The following is an 18,683-nucleotide window of genomic DNA, read 5'->3' on the forward strand; positions in this document are numbered from 1 at the left end:
GTCTCCCCTGAAATCATTTTCCGGGGATCATCGCATCCTCGTCGGAGCCTGTCGCAGACCCGAAACAACTTGAAAACTCCTTTTCCATTACCTCTGCGCCCTCAGCCCACAAGGTGCTCTTGTGCACCTTGGGTTTCCACTTCCAGCCACCATGCATATCCACGCTCCGGCTGGTTCAAGCTGAACGCCTGGCCCATCGGCGGTGTGGTAATCGACACATTGCGCTCCCACGCCAGCGCCATGATGCGGTCGAAAGGTTCGTGCCAGGCATGGAACGCCAGGTCGAAAGTGCCGTTGTGGATCGGCAGCAGCCAACGGCCCCTGAGGTCGATATGCGCTTGCAGGGTTTGCTCCGGCTGCATGTGCACATGGGGCCAGTCGACGTTGTAAGCACCGGTTTCCATCAACGTCAGATCGAACGGGCCGTACTGTTCGCCGATGCGTTTAAAGCCGTCGAAGTAGCCGGTGTCGCCGCTGAAAAAGATGCGGCGCGTGCCGTCAATCATCACCCAGGAACACCAGAGGGTCTGGTTGGCATCAAACAGGCCGCGCCCGGAAAAGTGCTGCGCCGGCGTGGCGACAAAGCGAATGCCATCCACCTCGGTGCCTTGCCACCAATCCAGCTGCCGCACTTTGCTGGCGTCGACACCCCACTTGACCAGGATGTCGCCCACGCCCAGCGGCGCGAGAAAGTAACGGGTCTTGCCGGCCAGTTGGACCACAGCCTTATGGTCAAGATGGTCGTAGTGGTTGTGGGAAAGAATCACCGCCTCCAGGGGCGGCAGCTCTTCAAGACGGATAGGCGGCTGGTGGAAACGCTTGGGGCCAGCCCAACTGAATGGCGAAGCACGCTCGGCGAACACCGGGTCGGTCAGCCAGAACTTGCCGCGCATTTTCAGCAATACGGTGGAATGCCCCAGGCGGAACACGCTGTGATCAGGCGCCGCCAACAATTGCTCGCGGGTCAGCGGTTGCACCGGGATCTGCCCCACCGGGCGCGTGCTGCGTGGTTTGTTAAACAGCATGTTCCAGAAAATACGCAAGGTCTTGCCAAAGCCACCGTGCTGCACGGGGGCCTCGTTGCTGAAGCGCCCCAGGTCCTGTTCGGCAGGCTTGGGCGCCGCAGGTGGAGACTGGAGGCGGGTTGAGATGGTGGCCATTACAGAGTGACTCCTACGGTCCGCTCATAAGTTACACTGCACAGTGTAGTTTCAAGATTGCAACAAAATCCGCAGCAAGTAAACTACCCAGTGTAATTTACCCTCAAGAGCCGAACGCCACCCATGACTGCCCCTCAACGCCTCACTGACCGCAAACGCCAAGCCATCGTGGCAGCGGCCATCGCTGAGTTTCGCGATAACGGCTTCGAGGTCACCAGCATGGACAAGGTCGCCGCCACCGCTGGGGTGTCCAAGCGCACGGTGTATAACCATTTCCCCAGCAAGGAAGAACTGTTCGCCGAAATCCTTCACCAGCTCTGGGCCAGCAGCGCCGCCCAACTCGACGTCAGCTACACCAGCGAGCGCCCGCTGCGCGAACAATTGCGCGGGTTGCTGGAAGCCAAGATGAAGATGATGTCGGACACCAATTTCCTCGATCTGGCCCGGGTAGCCATCGCCGCCACCATCCACTCACCGGAACGCGCGCAAGACATGGTCACCCGCCTGAGCCAGCGCGAAGAAGGTTTTACCCAGTGGGTACGCGCCGCCCAGGAAGACGGCCGCCTCTCCTGCACCGACCCGGCGTTTGCCGCCCACCAGATCCAAAGCCTGCTCAAGGCCTTCGCGTTCTGGCCGCAGATCACGTTGGGCCAGCCGACCCTGGATGCCGCTCACCAGGCGCGCGTCATTGAGTCAGCCATTGACCTGTTCCTGGCCGGCTATGAAGTCAGCGCCCCCCGCCCCCAGTAAAAACCATTGCAGGAGCGACATTCCTGGTCGCTTTTGACGCATTCGCCCTCTGTTTTGCGCAAATGGCCTGGAAGGCCACTGATTATTCCTATGGGAATAACTGACAATATTCACAGGCCTTATGCGATCAACGGTCGATCCGGTGACCGCGCGCCGCGGTAAATGTGGAAAACAGCTGAACCAGGAATTTATGGAAAACAGACGAGGCAAAGGGCTATCATTTGCCCGGCGTATCTACCAGCCAAGGATCATCGGCCTGGGTGTCGGCAGCATCAGCGTTACCGGCGCCCTGTACCCGCTCGCCATGCCGGGCTGGGTCTGGGCATTACTGCTGTTCAATGGGTTTGCCTGGGCGCACCTGGCGTACCAGCTGTCCACCCGCTCGCCGTTCCCTTACCAGGCTGAACAGCGCAACTTCCTGTATGACTCGGTACTCGGCGGGTTCTGGGCGGCGGCCACGCAGTTCACGCCGCTGACAGCCGTGACCATCCTGTCGATGATGACCATGAACAACGTCGCCGCCGGCGGCCGGCGCCTGTTCCTGCGTGGCCTGCTCGCCCAGGGGCTGGGGATCGGCGTGGCATGGGCGCTGTTCGGCATACAGTTCAACCCCGACGTCAGCCTGCTGCAGGTCTACTCCTGCCTGCCGATGCTGACCCTCTACCCCATGGCCATCGGCATGGTCTGTTATCAACTGGCGATCAAGCTCTCGGAACATAAACGCGCCCTCAGTGCCCTGAGCCGCACCGACAGCCTCACCGGCCTGCTCAACCACGGCTCGTGGAAAGACCTGCTGCACCTCAAGTTCCACAAGTGCCAGCAGCAACAAAGCCACGCCACCATCGCATTGATCGATATTGACCACTTCAAGCGGATCAACGATACCCACGGCCATATCGTCGGCGACACGGTGCTGCGGCAACTGAGCCTGGAACTGCGGCGCAACCTGCGGGAAAACGACCTGGCCGGACGTTACGGTGGCGATGAGTTCTGTGTGATTCTTCCGCAAATGCCTCTGGAGCAAGCGGCGCAGATCATGGAGCAGATGCGCGAAACATTCGGCAACTACCGCACCCCGCACATACCGGAATTGCGCGTCAGCCTGAGCATCGGCCTGGCGGACTTCCAGCCGCGCTTCACCGACGCAGCCATGTGGCTGAACGCGGCGGACCGGGCACTTTATGCCGCCAAGGACACCGGGCGTAATCGAGTCAGTGTCAACGACGACCGGATAGCCTGTTCCGCCTGACGTTGTCCTGCGACACCGGTCTGAATCCTCCGTGCAGCCCCGCACGAGATAGCACAATGCCTCCATTGGTCGCCTACCCAAAAATGGTCCTGCCCATGGAGCGAACTTCTTGTCAGGCTGATGACTCTTAACCCGTTGTTCCACCCCCCGCTGTCAGCACAAGGGAGCTGACAATGAGCAGGTCAACCGTAGGGCAAATGCCTTACGGAGGCAGGCGCCTATACATGGATCCTCCCAGACGCGTGCTTGCCCGAGCCCCCGAACATGCTATTCAACGCCCACAAGAAAACCATCGATACCCTGCAATACACCGTGGCTCATCAGGCCAGCCTGCTGGACGCCATCGAACGCTCCATGGCGGTGATCGAATTCGATCCGCAAGGCCTCGTGCTGCGGGCCAATGACAACTTCCTCAATACCCTGGGCTACCGCGCCGAGCAGATCGAAGGCCAATCCCACCGGATGTTCTGCACGCCCGCCTTCGCCCGCAGCGCCGAGTACCAGCAACTCTGGGCCAACCTGCAAAAGGGTCAGTTCCAATCAGGTACCTTCGAACGGGTGGGCGGCAATGGTCAGTCGGTGTGGCTGGAAGCCAGCTACACCCCGGTGCGTGATAACGCGGGCCGTGTGATCAAAGTGGTGAAGTACGCCCTGGACGTTACCCCGCGCCTGCAGGCCGAAAGCGAGGCCAACGCCAAGTTGGAAGCCATCGGCCGGGCCATGGCCGTCATCGAGTTCAACCTCGACGGCACGATCATCACCGCCAACGCCAACTTCCTGCAGCGCATGGGCTACAGCCTGGCGCAGATCCAGGGCCAGCATCATCGTCTGTTCTGTACCCCAGAGACCGCCGCGAGCTCAGCCTACAGCGAGTTCTGGCGACGCCTGAACCAGGGTGAATTGTTCAGCGGCCAGTTCGAGCGCGTGGATAAAAACGGCCGGCCCGTTTGGCTCGAAGCCAGCTACAACCCGGTGTACGACGCCAGCGGGCGCCTGCGCAAAGTGGTGAAGTTCGCCTCGGACATCACCGCGCGCGTGCAACAACATGCCGCTGACGCGCAGAGCGCCGCCCAGGCTTATCACCTGTCGCTGCACACCCAGGACATGGCGGAAAAAGGCGCCGACGTGATCCAGAAAACAGCCAGCGGCATGCGTGAAATTTCCTCGGACATCGACAACTCCTCGCAACTGATCGCCAAGCTGGGCGAGCGCTCGCAGCAGATCACCACCATCGTCAACACCATTCGCGGCATTGCCGAACAAACCAACCTGCTGGCGCTCAATGCCGCTATCGAAGCGGCGCGCGCGGGTGAACAAGGCCGCGGTTTTGCCGTCGTGGCCGATGAAGTGCGGCAGTTGGCGGCGCGCACCAGCGGGTCCACCACGGAGATTTCCAGCATGATCGCGGTGATCCAGGCTGAAACCCGTCAAGCCATCGACAGCATGGACGCGACCCGCGACCGCGCCGCCCAGGGCGTGGAGTTGGCCGACCAGGCCGGTACGGTGATGCTGCAGATTCGCGAAGGCACCAGCGAGGCGGTGCACGCGGTAAGTGCGTTTGCCAATGAGCGGGGTGCCCACTAAGTAGGCCACGGGTTATTCATGTGTAAGACAGGTCGCCAGGACTATAGTGATTCACTGTCTTAACGTTGATGACCCGAGCCGACCATGACCCCCGACAAGCCCGAAACCGCCCCCGTCGATCACCTGCGTTTTCACCGCCGCCACGCCCACCTGGCGCCGACCTTCGGCAACGATACCTTTGCCCTCAAGGCCGAGGCCTTTGCGCGCTTCTTTGGTACACCGACCTTCCTCGGTGCGCAAACCGCGATCGTGATCTTGTGGGTGGTGCTGAACGTAACCGGCATCACCCACTTCGACGTGTACCCGTTCATCCTCCTCAACCTGGCCTTCAGCCTGCAATCCGCCTATGCCGCGCCGCTGATCCTGCTGGCCCAGACGCGCCAGGCGGCCCGCGACAAAGCCCAGTCCGACGCCGACGCGCAACACCGTGAAGCCCTGGCCATCGCCAATACCGAACGCCAGGCCCAGGCCGCGCAAACCACCAGACAGTTGCTCGAATTGCTGGAGCAAAACACCCGGCTGACGGAAATGACCAAGCAACTGACCGAACACATCGAAACCCTGACGTGCGAAATGCATGAGCATTACGTGCGGAAACCTCAATAACAACGCGAATGCCATGTGGGAGGGAGGGTGTGTCAGGGTTTCATCTGCACATGCCGGCCCAACTCATCGAACAGCGTCACCACCGAGCGCAACGCGCGGCAATCGGGGCGCGTCAGCAGCCATAACGCGGTGTCGTGCCCGGCCAACGCGGGGCCCAGGGGTTGCAGGCCGTCATCCAGCAGAAAATCCGGCAGCGCCGCCACCCCCAACCCGGCCCGCACCAGTTCGGTTACCGACAACATGCTGTTGCAGCGATAGCTGGGACGTACGCCGGGCAGGTGTTCGCGGCGCCAGGTCACCGTGGGGTGGTCGGGCAGGAAGTCGTCCGGCGCGATCCAGGCCAGGTCCGCCAGTGAGCGTGCGGCGTGTTGATCCGCGTACGTGGGGCTGGCACACACCTGATACGCCACGGCCCCCAGGCAACGGCCGACCAGATGCGCCGGCGGAGTCCTGGTCAGGCGCAGGGCGATGTCGGCATCGCGGCGGCTGAGGTTGGCGAAATCATTCGACGTGCTCAGCTCCAGGGTCAGCGCCGGGTAGTCCGGCATGAACTGCGCCAGCGCCGGCAGCAGCAGCCCTTGCAGCACCGAGTCGGTACAGGTCAGGCGCACCGTGCCGCTGATCACCTCGCCGCCCTGCTCCACGCCGATGCGCGCCGCCTCCAGCGCTTGTTCGGCACGTTCGGCCTGCTGCGCCAGGTTGCTCGCCAGGTTGGTGGGCAGGTAGCCGGCGCGGCTTTTTTCAAACAGCGTTTGGCCCAATGCGGCCTCCAGCCGTCGCACCGCGCGGAACACCGTGGACACATCCACCCGCAACAATGCCGCCGCCCGCGCCAGGGTGCCGCCACGCACCAGGGCGAGGATCAGCGACAGGTCGGGGTAATCGAGTTGATAGTGCGTGGCTGCATTGAGCATGTGGGCAAATGCCAATATTGATTGCGTGCGCGCCAATCTATAGTGCGCATCAGGACACCACAAGCCATGGGACGCACACGATGAAAGCCACCACCCTGCACCTCGCCCTGATCGGCGATTACAACCCCGATGTCATCGCGCACCAGGCCATTCCCGTCGCGCTGCAACGGGCCGGCGAAACCCTCGGTTTGCAGGTTCAAATGCAATGGCTCGACACCGACACCCTCACTCCCACCACAGCATTGCACGGCTTCGACGGCTTCTGGTGCGTGCCCGCCAGCCCCTACCGCGACACCGACGGCGCGTTGCGGGCGATCCGTTTTGCCCGCGAACAGCGGCGACCTTTCCTCGGCACTTGCGGTGGTTTTCAACACACGGTGCTGGAATACGCCCGCAACGTGCTGGGCTGGGCCGATGCCGAACATGGCGAGCTGGCGCCGGGCGCTGAACGCGCAGTGATCACCCCCCTGAGCTGCGCACTGGTTGACGCCACCGACAGCCTGCGCCTGACACCCTACACGCGCATCGCCGAGGCCTACGGTCGTCTTGACATCGAGGAAGGTTACCGCTGCCGCTACGGCATCAACCCCGAATTCGCCGATGCCCTGCTCGAGCGCGAGATGATTCCCAGCGGGCATGATGCAGTCGGCGATCTGCGCGCGGTGGAGTTGCTCGACCATCCATTTTTCGTTGCCACCCTGTTCCAGCCTGAACGTACCGCCCTCAAGGACGTCACGCCGCCTTTAGCGATTGCCTTGCTCAAGGCCTGCCAGGAGCAATACGCATGATCGCCAAGACCCCGGCCCCACCCTACTACGCGGTGATTTTCAGCTCATTGCGCACCGACGGCGATCAAGGCTACGGCCAGGCCGCCGCCCGCATGCTGGAGTTGGCTCGCGATCAACCGGGGTTTCTCGGGGTGGAATCGGCGCGGGAGGATGGCCTGGGGATTACCGTGTCCTACTGGAGCAGCGAGGCGGCGATCCTGGCCTGGAAGCAGCAGGCCGAGCACCGGGCGGTGCGCGAACAAGGACGCGCCACCTGGTACTCGGCGTTTCAAACACGGGTGTGCAAGGTGGAACGGGCCTACACATTCCAAGGCCAGTAACCGTCGTATCGCCTGGCCCTCTGTGGCGAGCAGGCCTGTTGTGGTGAGCGGGTCTGTTGTAGTGAGCAGGCCCGTTGTGGTGAGTGGGCCCGTTGTGGTGAGCGGGCTTGCCCCGCGCTGGGCTGCGAAGCAGCCCCAATTCAGTTGACGCGGTTCTCCTGACTAACCGCAGCGTCTGGTTCAGGGGCCGCTTCGCGCCCCAGCGCGGGGCAAGCCCGCTCACCACAACAGGCCCGCTGCCCTAAAAAGCCGGCCTGCCACAGAACGCTCGCTCACCGCCTATGCCGTCTAGCTCACCAGACTGCGCAGCGCACTGATCTGTGGAATTTCCACCCGTTTCATGTACACGCGCAACGGCTCGCTGATGTTGATGCGGTCGTCGATATTCTGGTCGAGCAGCAACTGGATACGCTCGCGGGACAGGGTCATGGTCTGCTCGGGGGCCGGCAGCCAGACAAATTCAGCGGTGGGGATAATGCCGTCGTCGGCCACATCCATGCCGAAGGAGTCTTCGCTGAAACGCACGATGTACTGGCCGGTCTTGCGGTTGAGGCCAACAAAACCGTGGAGTTGGTCGGCGGCCTGGCAGATAAGCTCGGAGGTGATGCGCATGGTAAACCTCACTGAAAAGTCCCACAGGGACTGGAAAGATGGTTTACACGCGTGGCAGAAAATACCGTCCTCTAGCGGGGCGGCTGCGAGCAAGAGTACTGCAATGCCGCGCAAAAAAACCGAGAAAATTGGCACGTGCGCACGTTAATGTCGGTTTGGTGATAGCGCCTTTCGCAATCAATTGTTAAAAAGGAGGCCTTCTCAAAGCTACCTCCACGAAAGGACTTCGCATATGCCTGTCACGTTTTCCAAGAGCGCCCTGCTGCTCGCACTGGCGCTTGGCCTCGGCCAGGCACAGGCTGCCGAACCGATCAGCCCGGCTGAATTGGCGACAAACGAAGGCATTCCCTACCCCGCCGTGATCGCTCACCGTGGCGCGTCCTACGACGCGCCGGAATCCACCGCCGCCGCCTACAAAGTCGCGCGCGACCTGGGTGCCGACTACCTGGAACTGGACCTGCAGCGCAGCAAGGACGGCGTGCTGTTCGCCCTGCATGACAACAACCTGCAGCGCACCACCGACGTGGCCACCAAGTTCCCTGAGCGCAAGGACGCCCCGGCCAACGAGTTCACCTGGAAAGAACTGCAAACCCTCGACGCCGGCAGCTGGTTCAACGCTGCATACCCGGACCGTGCGCGTCCAGGTTTCGTTGGCCTGAAGATCCTGAGCCTGGACGACATCATCAAGATCGCCGAAGGCAACCCGCAGCACAAACCCGGCCTGTACATCGAAACCAAGGAGCCCAAGCAATTCCCGGGTATCGAAGCCGACCTGAAAAACAAGCTGCTGGATAAAGGCTGGTTGAGCTCCGCCGGCTCCAAGCTGGGCAAGAGCAACACCGGCGTCGGCCAGGGCAAGGGCCGTGTGGTGCTGCAGACGTTTGAAAAAGACAGCTTGAAAGAGCTGCAGAAAGAGATGCCGAACACCCCGAAAATCCTGCTGTTATGGGTTGGCCCGGGCAGCATCGAGCCGAAATCCACGCAGACCTTTGCCGAATCCGGCGAACCGACCAAGGCCGCCTATTACGCCAAGCAAGAGCCGAAAGACGCCGCCGAGTTCGAAAAGTGGGTCGACGAAGCCAAGCGCCTCGGCGCCATCGGCACCGGCCCATCGGCTGAGCTGACCGCCCATGGCGACCAGAGCTACACCGACCTGGTGAAACCTGAAATGAACAAGCTGACCCACGACAAGGGCCTGCTGGTACACGTCTACACCGTGGATGAGCCGGTCGATTTCGACAAAGTGATGAAGGCCGGCGTCGACGGCATCTTCACCAACCGCGCCGCCGAGCTGCTGAAGTTCTACAAGCGCTGGCCGTCGTCCAGCGTTCAGGACCTGCTGAACGACTATAAGTACTGAGTGAGTCGGGCATTGGTGTCAGTGCGCCATTAAGGATGAGTTAAGTTGCGCCGGTTAATCTGGCGCCACTTAAACAGCTCACCAGAGAAGGACACACACCATGAAAACCCTGACCGCCCTGTTCGCCGCCACCGCCCTGACCCTGACCGCCGGCCTGGCCCAGGCCGATGTTCGCCCGGACCAGATTGAAGGCCTGCTCAAGTCCGGCGCCGTGATGCCGTTCGAGAAACTCAATGCCGCCGCCGTGGCCACCCACGCCGGTAGCAGCATCACCGACACCGAGCTGGACCACAAAAACGGGGTACTGGTCTACGAAGTCGACCTGACCGACACCGCCGGCAAGCGCTTTGAAGTGAAGCTCGACGCCAAGACCGGCGCGGTGCTGGAAAACAAGCAAGACACTTGAGTTGAACCTCGAAAAAACGCGCCACCTCCGGGTGGCGCGTTTTTTTATGCGCACCGTTAAAACGTCATATAACTGTCATACCTCCTTGCAATGATTCGCCCACGCGAACCTGTGAAACGTCCTACAGGCGCTTTCTCTGCGAGTCTCCATGAACCACAGCCTCGACCACAGCCACCAGGACTCCGACCTGTTTGGCTTGCTTTACGGTTTTCGTTTTCGTCCCGGTGAAAAGGGCGAACAGATTGATTCGGCCGCGGCCCTCGCGGCCTTGCAGCAACCCGCCGACCCGGAAGAGTTCCTGTGGCTGCACCTGAACCTGGCCCACGCCGCCTGCGAACGCTGGATGCAGGCCAACCTGGATTTACCCGAAGAATTCTTCGAGGCCCTGCACGAAGGCTCGCGCTCCACCCGTATCGAACACGTCGACTCAGCCTTGCTGGCGGTGGTCAACGACGTGGTGTTCAACTTCAGCAGCATGGTTTCGTCGGATATTTCTACGCTGTGGGTCTGCGCCCGCAGCCGGCTGTTGATCAGCGCACGCCTGCAACCTTTGCACTCGGTGGACAAGTTGCGCTCGTCGGTGAAGGCCGGCGAACGCTTTCGTTCGCCGCTGGAGTTGCTGGTGCACCTGCTGCGCGACCAGGGGGAAGTGCTGACCCAGATCGTGCGCAAGACCAGCATCAGCGTCGACCATATCGAGGACCAGTTGCTGTCCTCGCGCCTGTCCACCAACCGCGCGGAACTGGGCGCGGCGCGCCGGGTGCTGGTGCGCCTGCAACGCCTGCTCGCGTTGGAACCGGGTTCGCTGCTGCGCCTGCTCAACCGCCCGCCGCAATGGCTGCAAAAGGAAGACGTGAAGGAGTTGCGCAAATCCACCGAGGAGTTTGCGCTGATCATCAACGACCTGACGGCGCTGGGCGAACGGATCAAGCTGCTGCAGGAAGAGATCGCCGCCAACCTCAACGAGCAAAGCAGCCGCACGCTGTTCACCCTTACCGTGGTGACGGTGCTGGCGTTGCCGATCAACATCATCGCCGGTTTTTTCGGCATGAACGTGGGCGGTGTGCCGCTTTCACAGGACCCGGAGGGGTTCTGGATCCTGGTGGCGTTGGTCGCGACCTTCACGCTGATCGCCGGGCGCTGGGCGTTTCGCAAGTTTTCAAATTGAAATGAAACCAACGGTCGAATCGTCGCACCGCCGCTCATATGAGTACTCCGGTGTTTTGTAGACCAGTGGCAGATCCAATTACCTAAACAATGATTTGCGGCAGCATCGCTGTAACATTCTGCAATGAATATGAGCGGCATCCTCCCCACACGGATGCCCCGGCATGGCCACCCCTTCCCTGACTGCCTCCACGCACTCATCCTCCGTCGACTCAAAACCACGCCTGGACAAGAAACCCGGCCTGGTGACGGTGATCGTTTTCTTCGCCGTGCTTGCCATGGGCCTGTTGTTTACCGCCTACAGCCTCATGCACGACATGCACGAAATGGGCGCCCAGCTCACCACGTGGACGCCGTTCCTGCTGCTGGGTGTGGCGCTGTTGATTGCCCTGGGGTTCGAGTTCGTCAACGGTTTCCACGACACTGCCAACGCGGTGGCGACGGTGATCTACACCAACTCGCTGCCGCCGCAGTTTGCGGTGGTGTGGTCGGGCTTCTTCAATTTCCTCGGTGTGCTGCTGTCCAGCGGTGCGGTGGCGTTCGGCATCATTGCCTTGCTGCCGGTGGAGCTGATTCTGCAGGTGGGTTCATCGGCCGGCTTCGCGATGATCTTCGCGTTGCTGATCGCCGCGATCCTGTGGAACCTCGGCACCTGGTGGCTGGGTTTGCCGGCCTCGTCGTCCCACACCCTGATCGGTTCGATCATCGGCGTCGGCGTGGCCAATGCCTTGATGCACGGGCGTGACGGCACCAGCGGTGTGGATTGGAGCCAGGCGATCAAGATCGGTTATGCGCTGCTGCTCTCGCCACTGATCGGCTTCGCCTTCGCCGCCTTGCTGTTGCTGGCCCTGCGCGCCTTTGTGAAAAACCGTGCGTTGTACAAGGCCCCCAAGGGCGACACCCCGCCGCCCTGGTGGATTCGCGGCATGCTGATCGCCACCTGCACCGGCGTGTCCTTTGCCCACGGTTCCAACGATGGGCAAAAAGGCATGGGCCTGATCATGCTGATCCTGGTGGGTACCCTGCCGATGGCCTATGCGCTGAACCGCGCCATGCCGGCCGAACAGTCGTTGCAGTTCGCCGCAGTCGCCGAAGTGACCCAGGTGGCGCTGATGAAAACAGCGCCGCGGGCGTTGGCGGGTGACCCTCGGCCGGTGCTGTCGACCTACATGCGCACCAAGGAAGCCACGCCCGAGTTGATTCCCGCTCTCGCCGCCCTCGCCGGCCAGATCGGTGACCAGGTCAAAGGCTACGGTTCCCTGGCCAAAGTCCCCGCCGAAGCCGTGGGCAACGTGCGTAACGATATGTACCTGAGCAGCGAAACCATTCGCCTGATGGACAAAGGCAAGGTCGGCAATTTCGACGCCGACACCCAAGGCAAGCTGCAACTGTTCAAGCAACAGATCGACGATGCCACGCGCTTTATTCCGCTGTGGGTGAAGATTGTCGTGGCCATCGCCCTGGGGCTTGGCACCATGGTCGGTTGGAAGCGCATCGTGGTCACCGTGGGCGAGAAGATCGGCAAGACCCACCTGACTTACGCCCAGGGCGCCTCGGCCGAGACCGTGGCGATGCTGACCATTGGCGCAGCGGATATGTTCGGGCTGCCGGTGTCGACCACCCATGTGTTGTCGTCGGGTGTGGCGGGGACCATGGTGGCCAATGGGGGTGGGTTGCAGATGCGGACCATCCGCAATTTGCTGATGGCGTGGGTGCTCACCTTGCCGGCGGCGATTCTGCTGTCCGGCAGCCTCTACTGGCTGTTCACCCAACTCTTCTGACCAACCCAAGATTGAAAATGTGGGAGGGGCTTGCTCCCTCCCATATTTGGATGTGTGTCGTGTCAGTTGTTGAAGAGTCCCGCCATGGCCTTGAGCCGCTTCTTGTACACCCGCCGCGCCTCCAGCGCCTCCTCCAACGTCACCGCCACAAACCCCGCCCGCTGGTTGGGCTGCATCTGCCCGATCAAGTCCAGGTCGGCACTGATCACCGTGCCAATCATCGCGTAGCCACCGCCGGATACCGCATCCCGATGCAGCACAATCGGCTCCAGCCCCGCCGGTACCTGTATCGAACCGATGGGGTAGCAACTGTCGACGATATTCGACGGATCCGACCCCGCGCCGAACGGCTGCTCACGCGGTTCAAAGCTCAGCGCACTGCCGCCCTTGAAGCGGTAGCCGATGCGGTCCGCCTCGGAGCCGACCGTCCACGGTTCGGCAAAAAAACTGCGCTTGGCACCCGCGGTCAAGCGCTCGTAATACAGCCCCGGCACCATGCGCAAGGTGACATCACCGCCCACCGAGCGGCGCAATGCCATCGGCAAACTGTTGCCTGCCCGCCCGAGACCGCTGGCTTCACCGATGGGCAGCTCATCGCCTGCCTGCAAGCGTCGCCCGTGGAAACCACCCAGGGCGCCGAGGGTGTAGGTGGAACGGCTGCCAAGCACCAACGGCACGTCAATGCCACCGGCGACGGCGAGGTAAGTGCGGGCACCGGCCTTGGGAAATTCGAAACGCAGCACCTGCCCGGCGCGCACCTCAAAGGCGGTGTCCTGATGCACCACTTCGCCGTCCAGGCGCGGTGACATCAACGCACCGCTGAGTGCGACCAGGGTATCGCGCTGAAACTCCAGTTCCGGCCCGATCAAAGTGCATTCCAGGCCGGCAGCGCCTACCGGGTTACCCACCAGATGGTTGGCCGCACTCAGGGCGTATTGGTCCAAAGCACCCGATGGCGGAATGCCCAGGTGGTAATAACCTTCGCGGCCCAGGTCCTGCACAGAGGTGGCGAGGCCGGGTTTGAGGACCTTGATCATGCCAGCGCCTCCTGCAGGGTTTTCGGATAGCCAATGGGGTCGGCGAGAAACGCATCGAGGGAAAAATCCACCGGGCGAATGCGCAGGTCGAAACGTCCTGCCTCCACCTCGGCAACCGCCAGGTCGTAGGCGTCCCGGTCGATGGGTTTGAATTGCACGATGTCACCCGGCCGGAAAAACACCATATGCGCCTTGAGGTAGGCCAGCTGCTGCGCCGGGTCGTAGATCGGTGCCGGGGTCACGCCGAACATCTGGTAGCCGCCGGCGCCGCGCACCGAGTAGATGCAACCGAAGCAACCGCCATGGCCGAGGGTCAGTTTCGGCGTGTCGGTGCGCGGGCGCAGGTACTTGGGCACCTGCAACTGCCGCTCGCGCTCGACCATCTGGAACATGAACGGCAAGCCCGCGACAAAACCCACCATCGAGACAAACCACGGCGCACCACTGTGGGCGGCGATAAACGCTTCGACATCGGCCAGGCCATTGATGCGCGCGGCGTATTCCAGGTCGGTGCCAGCGGGGTCTTGATGGCGGTCGCGAAACCGCATCAGGGTTTCATGGGTCCAGGGGTCGTTATAGAGCACCGGGATTTCGATGATGCGCGTGTGCAGGGTGCGTTCGGCCACGGCCTGGGCTTCGGCGCTCTGCACGGCGTCGAGCAGCACATGGGGGGCGATGCGGTCGGGGTCGAAGCGAATCTGGAACGAGGCATTGGCCAGGCACACATCCAGCACGCCCTCCAGCGCCAGGCGTTCCACGGCACGGGTCACGGCCATGCCCTTGAAAAAAGCCTCAAGGGACATGCTCTCGCTGACTTCGGCGAACAAGTGTTCATCACCGCCGAAGCTGTAGCGGATGGGGGACGTTTCAGCCATGTCTGTTCCTCTTGGAATCGTTATAGAAAGGCAGGCAAAAAAGTAAATGTTCGATCTTATTAGGGGGTTTTGACTGTGATGCCGGCCTGGTCCAATGCTTCACGGGTGGCCTCCACCAACTCCAGGGCGCCGGGGGTGTCGCTGTGCAGGCAGATGGAGTCGAATTCAATAAACAGGTCTTCGCCTTCTACGGTACGCACCAGCCCCGTCTGACATGCGCGCAGGACGCGGGCCGCGACCGTGGCCGGGTCCAGTGCACGTACGTTGCGGGTAAACACAATGGAGCCCGTCAGATCGTACTCACGGTCGGCATAGAATTCGCGCACCACCGGCTGCCCGAGTTCCTTGGCCACGCGCCAGATCACCGAGTTGGGCATGCAGTACAGCAACAGCGTCGGCTCGATGATTTGCAGGTTCTGTACCAGCAGGCGCGCGGCTTCTTCGTCACGGGCCAGGTGCATGTAGAGCGCGCCGTGAGGCTTGATGTGTTGCAGGGTCATGCCCTGGGCGCGGGCGATTTCGCGCAGGGCGCCCAATTGGTAGAGCATGTCGTCCACCAGTTCCTGGGCCGGCGCATGGATATGCCGACGACCGAAACCCACCAGGTCGCGAAAGCCCGGATGCGCGCCGATGGCCACCCCCAATTGCTTGGCCCGCGCGACGGTGCGGCGCATGGTGCCGGGGTCGCCGGCATGGAAGCCGGTGGCGATATTGGCCGAGCTGATATAGGCCATCAGCTCCGCGTCGACGCCGTCGCCGATGGTCCAGGGACCGAAGCCTTCGCCCATGTCTGAATTGAAATCCACTGCCTGCATCGGGAACGCTCCGCCAAAAGGTGATGCTCGAAAGTAGGCTGCGGCTTGACCCCTTGGGAAGATCTATTATCAGATGGCTCATCTTCTGAAAATCAGATAAAGCCATGTCCCTGACCTTGCGCCAAATCCGCTACTTCGTGGCCACCGCCGAAATCGGCCAGATTTCCCAGGCGGCGATTCACCTGAACATCTCCCAGTCTGCGGTGACCACGGCGATCAAGGAGCTGGAAGCGCTGCTCGGCGTGCAGCTGTTTGTGCGCTCGGCCCAGGGCATGAACCTGACCGATGCCGGGCGGCACTTTCTCAACCGCGCCTACGTGATTGTGCGCAGTGTCGACGATGCGCTGAACAGCCCGTTGCCCGACTACCGCGCCAGCGGCGTGCTGCGCCTGGCGGCCAGCTACACGGTGCTGGGTTACTTCCTGCCGCACCACTTGCAGCGCATGGAGCACTGGCACCCGGATGTGACCCTGGAGGTGTTCGAGCAGGAGCGCCAGGCCATCGAACAGGGTCTGCTCGATGGCCAGTTCGACATGGCCGTGGTCCTCACCGCGAACCTCACCCACCCGGCGATCGTCTCGGAAATCCTGTTCAACTCGGAACGTCGTTTATGGCTGCCCAGCCATCACCCATTGTGCGAACGCGGTGCGGTGAGCCTGGCGGATGTGGCGCAGGAGCCGTACATCCTGCTCACCGTCGATGAGGCCGAACACAGCGCCATGCGGTACTGGGAACAGGCCGGGCAAACGCCCAAGGTGCGGCTGCGCACCAGTTCGGTGGAGGCGGTGCGCAGCATGGTTGCCAATGGCAGCGGCGTGGCGATCCTGTCGGACCTGGTGCACCGGCCCTGGTCGCTGGAAGGCAAGCGCATCGAAACCCTGACCGTCACCGACCCCGTCACGCCCATGAGCGTCGGCCTGGCCTGGCACCGCGAACGCGCCTTTACCCCGGCAATGCAGGCGTTTCGCGATTACTTCCACGACGCCTTCCTCGCGCCGCAACAGCTGTCGGCGCGGCGTTAAAGCTGCGAATGCAGAATGGCCGCCAACCAGTCCATGAACACCCGCACCCGCAGCGGCAAATGCCGCTGACCGGCGTAGAGCAGGGACACATCCAGCGGCGGGGCCGGATAGTCCGGCAGGACCGCCACCAGCTCCCCGCTGGCCAATTCGTCACCCATGCCCAGGGCCGGCACCTGAATAATCCCGAAACCGCCCAGGCAGGCAGACTTGTAGCCATCGGTGCTGTTGACCGTGACCCGCCCGCCCATGGGAATGCGCAGCACCTTGTTGCCCTGCACGTACTCAAACCCCGCCGAGCGTGAACCCAACGGCCGCACGTAATGCACCAGGTGATGGTCGGCCAGGTCGGCCAGTGTCCGGGGCACGCCGTAGCGTTGCAGGTAGGTGGCGCTCGCGCAGTTGATCATCGGCATGCTGCACAACAGCCGCGCCACCACGCTCTGGTCCGGCTGCGCGCCCACGCGCAGCACGCAATCGAAGCCTTCGGCGAGCAGGTCGACCTGGCGGTCGGTGGTGCTGATCTCCAGTTCGATCAGCGGATGCGCGTCCATGAATTGCGGCAGACGCGGCAGGATCAGGTCCCGCGCCATCATGTTGGGCATGTCCACCCGAATCCGCCCGGCCAGTTGCGCTTCGTCCTGGCGAAACAGCCCTTCCAACTCCTCCATGTGCGCGAGCAAATCCTTACTGCGCTCATACAGCACGCGGCCATCCTGGGTGGCCTGCACCTTGCGCGTGGTGCGCTGCAGCAGGCGGGCGCCGAGCAGCTCTTCCAGCGCCTGCACATGTTCCGACACCGTGGAGCGCGGCAGGCCCAGGCTCTCGCCGGCACCCGTGAAACTCGACAGCTCGGTAACGCGCACGAAGGTGCGCAGCAGCTCCAGTTTATTCATGGGGATTGTTCGCCTTATTCGGCCAGTGATTCCGGTATAGCGCTGTTTATCACGTTACGACCGGACAAATACACTGCTTCCCACACTCAATCACCGAGGACATCACCATGACCCGTAAAATCGCAGTGATCACCGGTGCCAGCCGTGGCTTGGGCAAAAACACCGCCCTGCACCTGGCGGCACAAGGCGTCGACATCATTGGCACCTACCACAGCAAGGCCGATGAAGCGCAGGCATTGGTCGCACAGATCGAACAACTGGGCGGCCGTGCCGCGATGCTGAAACTGGACGTGAGCCAGAGCGCGACGTTTGCTGATTTCGTCGGCGAGGTTGCTGGCGTGCTCAAGGAAGTTTTCGCACAGGACCGCTTCGATTTTCTGATCAACAATGCCGGTATCGGCATTCACGCCAGCTTCGCCGAGACCACCGAAGCGCAGTTCGATCAATTGGTGGCGATCCAGTTCAAGGGTCCGTTTTTCCTGACCCAACAGCTGTTGCCGTTGATCCGCGACGGTGGGCGCATCGTCAATATTTCCAGCGGTCTGGCGCGTTTCAGCCTGCCCGGCTACGCCGCTTACGCCGCCATGAAAGGCGCGATGGAAGTGCTGACCCGCTACCAGGCCAAAGAGCTGGGCGGCCGTGGCATCAGCGTCAACATCCTGGCCCCCGGCGCCATTGAAACCGACTTCGGCGGTGGTGCCGTGCGCGACAACGCCAACCTCAACGCCATGGTCGCCAGCAATACCGCCTTGGGCCGCGCCGGGTTACCGGACGATATCGGCGGCGCGATTGCCAGCCTGCTCGCCGACGGTAGTGCCTGGATCACCGGCCAGCGTATCGAGGCGTCGGGCGGCATGTTTCTGTAGGAGCTTGTCGCGCAGGACGTCATACCCCCAGTGATACACATAGGTGTACGGCAGGAAAAACAGCAGTACGCCTATGTCGAGGATAAACGCCTGCACCAGGCTGATGTTCAGCCAGGCGGCAATCAGCGGTACACACACCAGGATCAACCCACCTTCAAACATCAAGGCGTGCAGCACGCGGGTCCAGCCGTTGCTGGCCAGTTGCAGGCGCGCCTTGAGGCGGTCGAACAGGCCGTTGAAAATCACGTTCCAGGCCAGCGCCAACAGGCTGATCGCCAGGGTGACCATGCCCATCTCCAGGGCAGGCTTGTCCATGATCCACGCCAGCAACGGGGTGCAGATCAACAACGCCAGGGCTTCGAAACCAATGGCCTGGCAAACGCGTTCAGTAAGCGACTTGGTAGGGTTCATGACCCGGCTCCGTGAGTGACGATGGTTGTCATCATTAGCCTTTGACTCGATACTTCATAACCAATAA

19 protein-coding genes and 2 pseudogenes are annotated in these 18,683 nt (G+C 62.1%); 13 read left to right on the forward strand and 8 right to left on the reverse strand.

The genetic code is table 11. The annotated features are described in order from the left end of the window. Positions 1 to 101 precede the first annotated feature (101 nt). Positions 102 to 1,160, reverse strand: coding sequence for an MBL fold metallo-hydrolase (locus NIBR502773_RS08575; protein ID WP_141155850.1), 1,059 nt, complete (start codon positions 1,158 to 1,160; stop codon positions 102 to 104). 123 nt (positions 1,161 to 1,283) lie between these two features. Between NIBR502773_RS08575 and NIBR502773_RS08580 the strand changes: the two genes are divergently transcribed. The 5 genes and pseudogenes from NIBR502773_RS08580 to NIBR502773_RS08595 all read left to right on the forward strand — a co-directional run bounded on the left by NIBR502773_RS08580 (position 1,284) and on the right by NIBR502773_RS08595 (position 5,349). Further along, positions 1,284 to 1,910, forward strand: a complete 627-nt coding sequence (locus NIBR502773_RS08580; protein ID WP_141155851.1) for a TetR/AcrR family transcriptional regulator — start codon at positions 1,284 to 1,286, stop codon at positions 1,908 to 1,910. A gap of 190 nt (positions 1,911 to 2,100) precedes the next feature. Continuing rightward, positions 2,101 to 3,159, forward strand: a complete 1,059-nt coding sequence (locus NIBR502773_RS08585) for a diguanylate cyclase (RefSeq protein WP_092488883.1) — start codon at positions 2,101 to 2,103, stop codon at positions 3,157 to 3,159. Between the two features lie 354 nt (positions 3,160 to 3,513). Further along, positions 3,514 to 4,146, forward strand: a pseudogene (locus NIBR502773_RS31250) (PAS domain-containing protein); the annotation flags it as partial. Positions 4,147 to 4,305: 159 nt separating this feature from the next. Next, a pseudogene (locus NIBR502773_RS31255) lies at positions 4,306 to 4,743 on the forward strand (methyl-accepting chemotaxis protein); the annotation flags it as partial. 84 nt (positions 4,744 to 4,827) lie between these two features. Continuing rightward, a complete protein-coding gene (locus tag NIBR502773_RS08595; protein ID WP_065925253.1) occupies positions 4,828 to 5,349 on the forward strand; it encodes a DUF1003 domain-containing protein in 522 nt (173 codons plus the stop codon). 32 nt (positions 5,350 to 5,381) lie between these two features. Here the strand turns inward: NIBR502773_RS08595 and NIBR502773_RS08600 are convergent, their stop codons facing one another. Then, positions 5,382 to 6,263, reverse strand: coding sequence for a LysR family transcriptional regulator (locus NIBR502773_RS08600; protein ID WP_141155853.1), 882 nt, complete (start codon positions 6,261 to 6,263; stop codon positions 5,382 to 5,384). Between the two features lie 80 nt (positions 6,264 to 6,343). On the opposite strand from NIBR502773_RS08600, the gene NIBR502773_RS08605 reads away from it, so the two are divergent. Together NIBR502773_RS08605 and NIBR502773_RS08610 are read left to right on the forward strand one after the other, a co-directional pair. Further along, a complete protein-coding gene (locus tag NIBR502773_RS08605; protein ID WP_141155854.1) occupies positions 6,344 to 7,051 on the forward strand; it encodes a CTP synthase in 708 nt (235 codons plus the stop codon). After that, a complete protein-coding gene (locus tag NIBR502773_RS08610) occupies positions 7,048 to 7,371 on the forward strand; it encodes an antibiotic biosynthesis monooxygenase (protein ID WP_027605635.1) in 324 nt (107 codons plus the stop codon). Before NIBR502773_RS08605 ends, NIBR502773_RS08610 begins: the two co-directional genes overlap by 4 nt. 288 nt (positions 7,372 to 7,659) lie before the next feature. Here the strand turns inward: NIBR502773_RS08610 and NIBR502773_RS08615 are convergent, their stop codons facing one another. After that, on the reverse strand, positions 7,660 to 7,983 hold the full coding sequence (locus NIBR502773_RS08615; protein ID WP_027605634.1) for a DUF2025 family protein: 324 nt from the start codon (positions 7,981 to 7,983) through the stop codon (positions 7,660 to 7,662). A gap of 232 nt (positions 7,984 to 8,215) precedes the next feature. On the opposite strand from NIBR502773_RS08615, the gene NIBR502773_RS08620 reads away from it, so the two are divergent. The 4 genes from NIBR502773_RS08620 to NIBR502773_RS08635 all read left to right on the forward strand — a co-directional run bounded on the left by NIBR502773_RS08620 (position 8,216) and on the right by NIBR502773_RS08635 (position 12,697). Next, positions 8,216 to 9,343: a glycerophosphodiester phosphodiesterase family protein gene (locus tag NIBR502773_RS08620; RefSeq protein ID WP_115487107.1), complete on the forward strand. Its 1,128-nt coding sequence runs from the start codon at positions 8,216 to 8,218 to the stop codon at positions 9,341 to 9,343. A gap of 100 nt (positions 9,344 to 9,443) precedes the next feature. Further along, positions 9,444 to 9,749, forward strand: a complete 306-nt coding sequence (locus tag NIBR502773_RS08625; RefSeq protein ID WP_027605632.1) for a PepSY domain-containing protein — start codon at positions 9,444 to 9,446, stop codon at positions 9,747 to 9,749. Positions 9,750 to 9,897: 148 nt separating this feature from the next. Further along, positions 9,898 to 10,917 (forward strand): transporter, encoded by a 1,020-nt coding sequence (locus NIBR502773_RS08630; RefSeq protein ID WP_027605631.1) that lies wholly within the window; start codon positions 9,898 to 9,900, stop codon positions 10,915 to 10,917. A 163-nt stretch (positions 10,918 to 11,080) separates the two neighbouring features. Beyond that, positions 11,081 to 12,697 (forward strand): inorganic phosphate transporter, encoded by a 1,617-nt coding sequence (locus NIBR502773_RS08635; protein WP_027605630.1) that lies wholly within the window; start codon positions 11,081 to 11,083, stop codon positions 12,695 to 12,697. A gap of 62 nt (positions 12,698 to 12,759) precedes the next feature. Here the strand turns inward: NIBR502773_RS08635 and NIBR502773_RS08640 are convergent, their stop codons facing one another. Genes NIBR502773_RS08640 through NIBR502773_RS08650 form a run of 3 tightly spaced genes read right to left on the reverse strand, consistent with a single transcriptional unit; the run spans position 12,760 to position 15,424 of the window. Further along, positions 12,760 to 13,734, reverse strand: a complete 975-nt coding sequence (locus tag NIBR502773_RS08640; protein ID WP_141155855.1) for a biotin-dependent carboxyltransferase family protein — start codon at positions 13,732 to 13,734, stop codon at positions 12,760 to 12,762. Next, the gene (locus tag NIBR502773_RS08645) at positions 13,731 to 14,609 is read right to left on the reverse strand and encodes an allophanate hydrolase subunit 1 (RefSeq protein ID WP_115487110.1); all 879 of its coding nucleotides are present in this window, start codon (positions 14,607 to 14,609) and stop codon (positions 13,731 to 13,733) included. The genes NIBR502773_RS08640 and NIBR502773_RS08645 overlap by 4 nt, the downstream gene beginning before the upstream one ends. Positions 14,610 to 14,668: 59 nt before the next feature. Beyond that, a complete protein-coding gene (locus NIBR502773_RS08650; RefSeq protein ID WP_027605627.1) occupies positions 14,669 to 15,424 on the reverse strand; it encodes a 5-oxoprolinase subunit PxpA in 756 nt (251 codons plus the stop codon). A gap of 104 nt (positions 15,425 to 15,528) precedes the next feature. Here NIBR502773_RS08650 and NIBR502773_RS08655 point away from each other — a divergent pair, with 104 nt between their 5' ends. Then, a complete protein-coding gene (locus NIBR502773_RS08655) occupies positions 15,529 to 16,446 on the forward strand; it encodes a LysR family transcriptional regulator (RefSeq protein WP_027605626.1) in 918 nt (305 codons plus the stop codon). Here NIBR502773_RS08655 and NIBR502773_RS08660 read toward each other — a convergent pair. After that, on the reverse strand, positions 16,443 to 17,339 hold the full coding sequence (locus NIBR502773_RS08660) for a LysR family transcriptional regulator (RefSeq protein WP_027605625.1): 897 nt from the start codon (positions 17,337 to 17,339) through the stop codon (positions 16,443 to 16,445). The genes NIBR502773_RS08655 and NIBR502773_RS08660 overlap by 4 nt on opposite strands. 107 nt (positions 17,340 to 17,446) lie before the next feature. On the opposite strand from NIBR502773_RS08660, the gene NIBR502773_RS08665 reads away from it, so the two are divergent. Next, on the forward strand, positions 17,447 to 18,205 hold the full coding sequence (locus NIBR502773_RS08665) for an SDR family NAD(P)-dependent oxidoreductase (RefSeq protein WP_115487113.1): 759 nt from the start codon (positions 17,447 to 17,449) through the stop codon (positions 18,203 to 18,205). On the opposite strand, the gene NIBR502773_RS08670 is transcribed toward NIBR502773_RS08665, so the two are convergent. Then, the gene (locus tag NIBR502773_RS08670) at positions 18,104 to 18,616 is read right to left on the reverse strand and encodes a multidrug/biocide efflux PACE transporter (protein WP_141155856.1); all 513 of its coding nucleotides are present in this window, start codon (positions 18,614 to 18,616) and stop codon (positions 18,104 to 18,106) included. The genes NIBR502773_RS08665 and NIBR502773_RS08670 overlap by 102 nt on opposite strands. Between the last annotated feature and the right edge of the window lie 67 nt (positions 18,617 to 18,683).

Source organism: Pseudomonas sp. NIBRBAC000502773 (assembly GCF_006517195.1).
Taxonomy (GTDB): domain Bacteria; phylum Pseudomonadota; class Gammaproteobacteria; order Pseudomonadales; family Pseudomonadaceae; genus Aquipseudomonas; species Aquipseudomonas marginalis.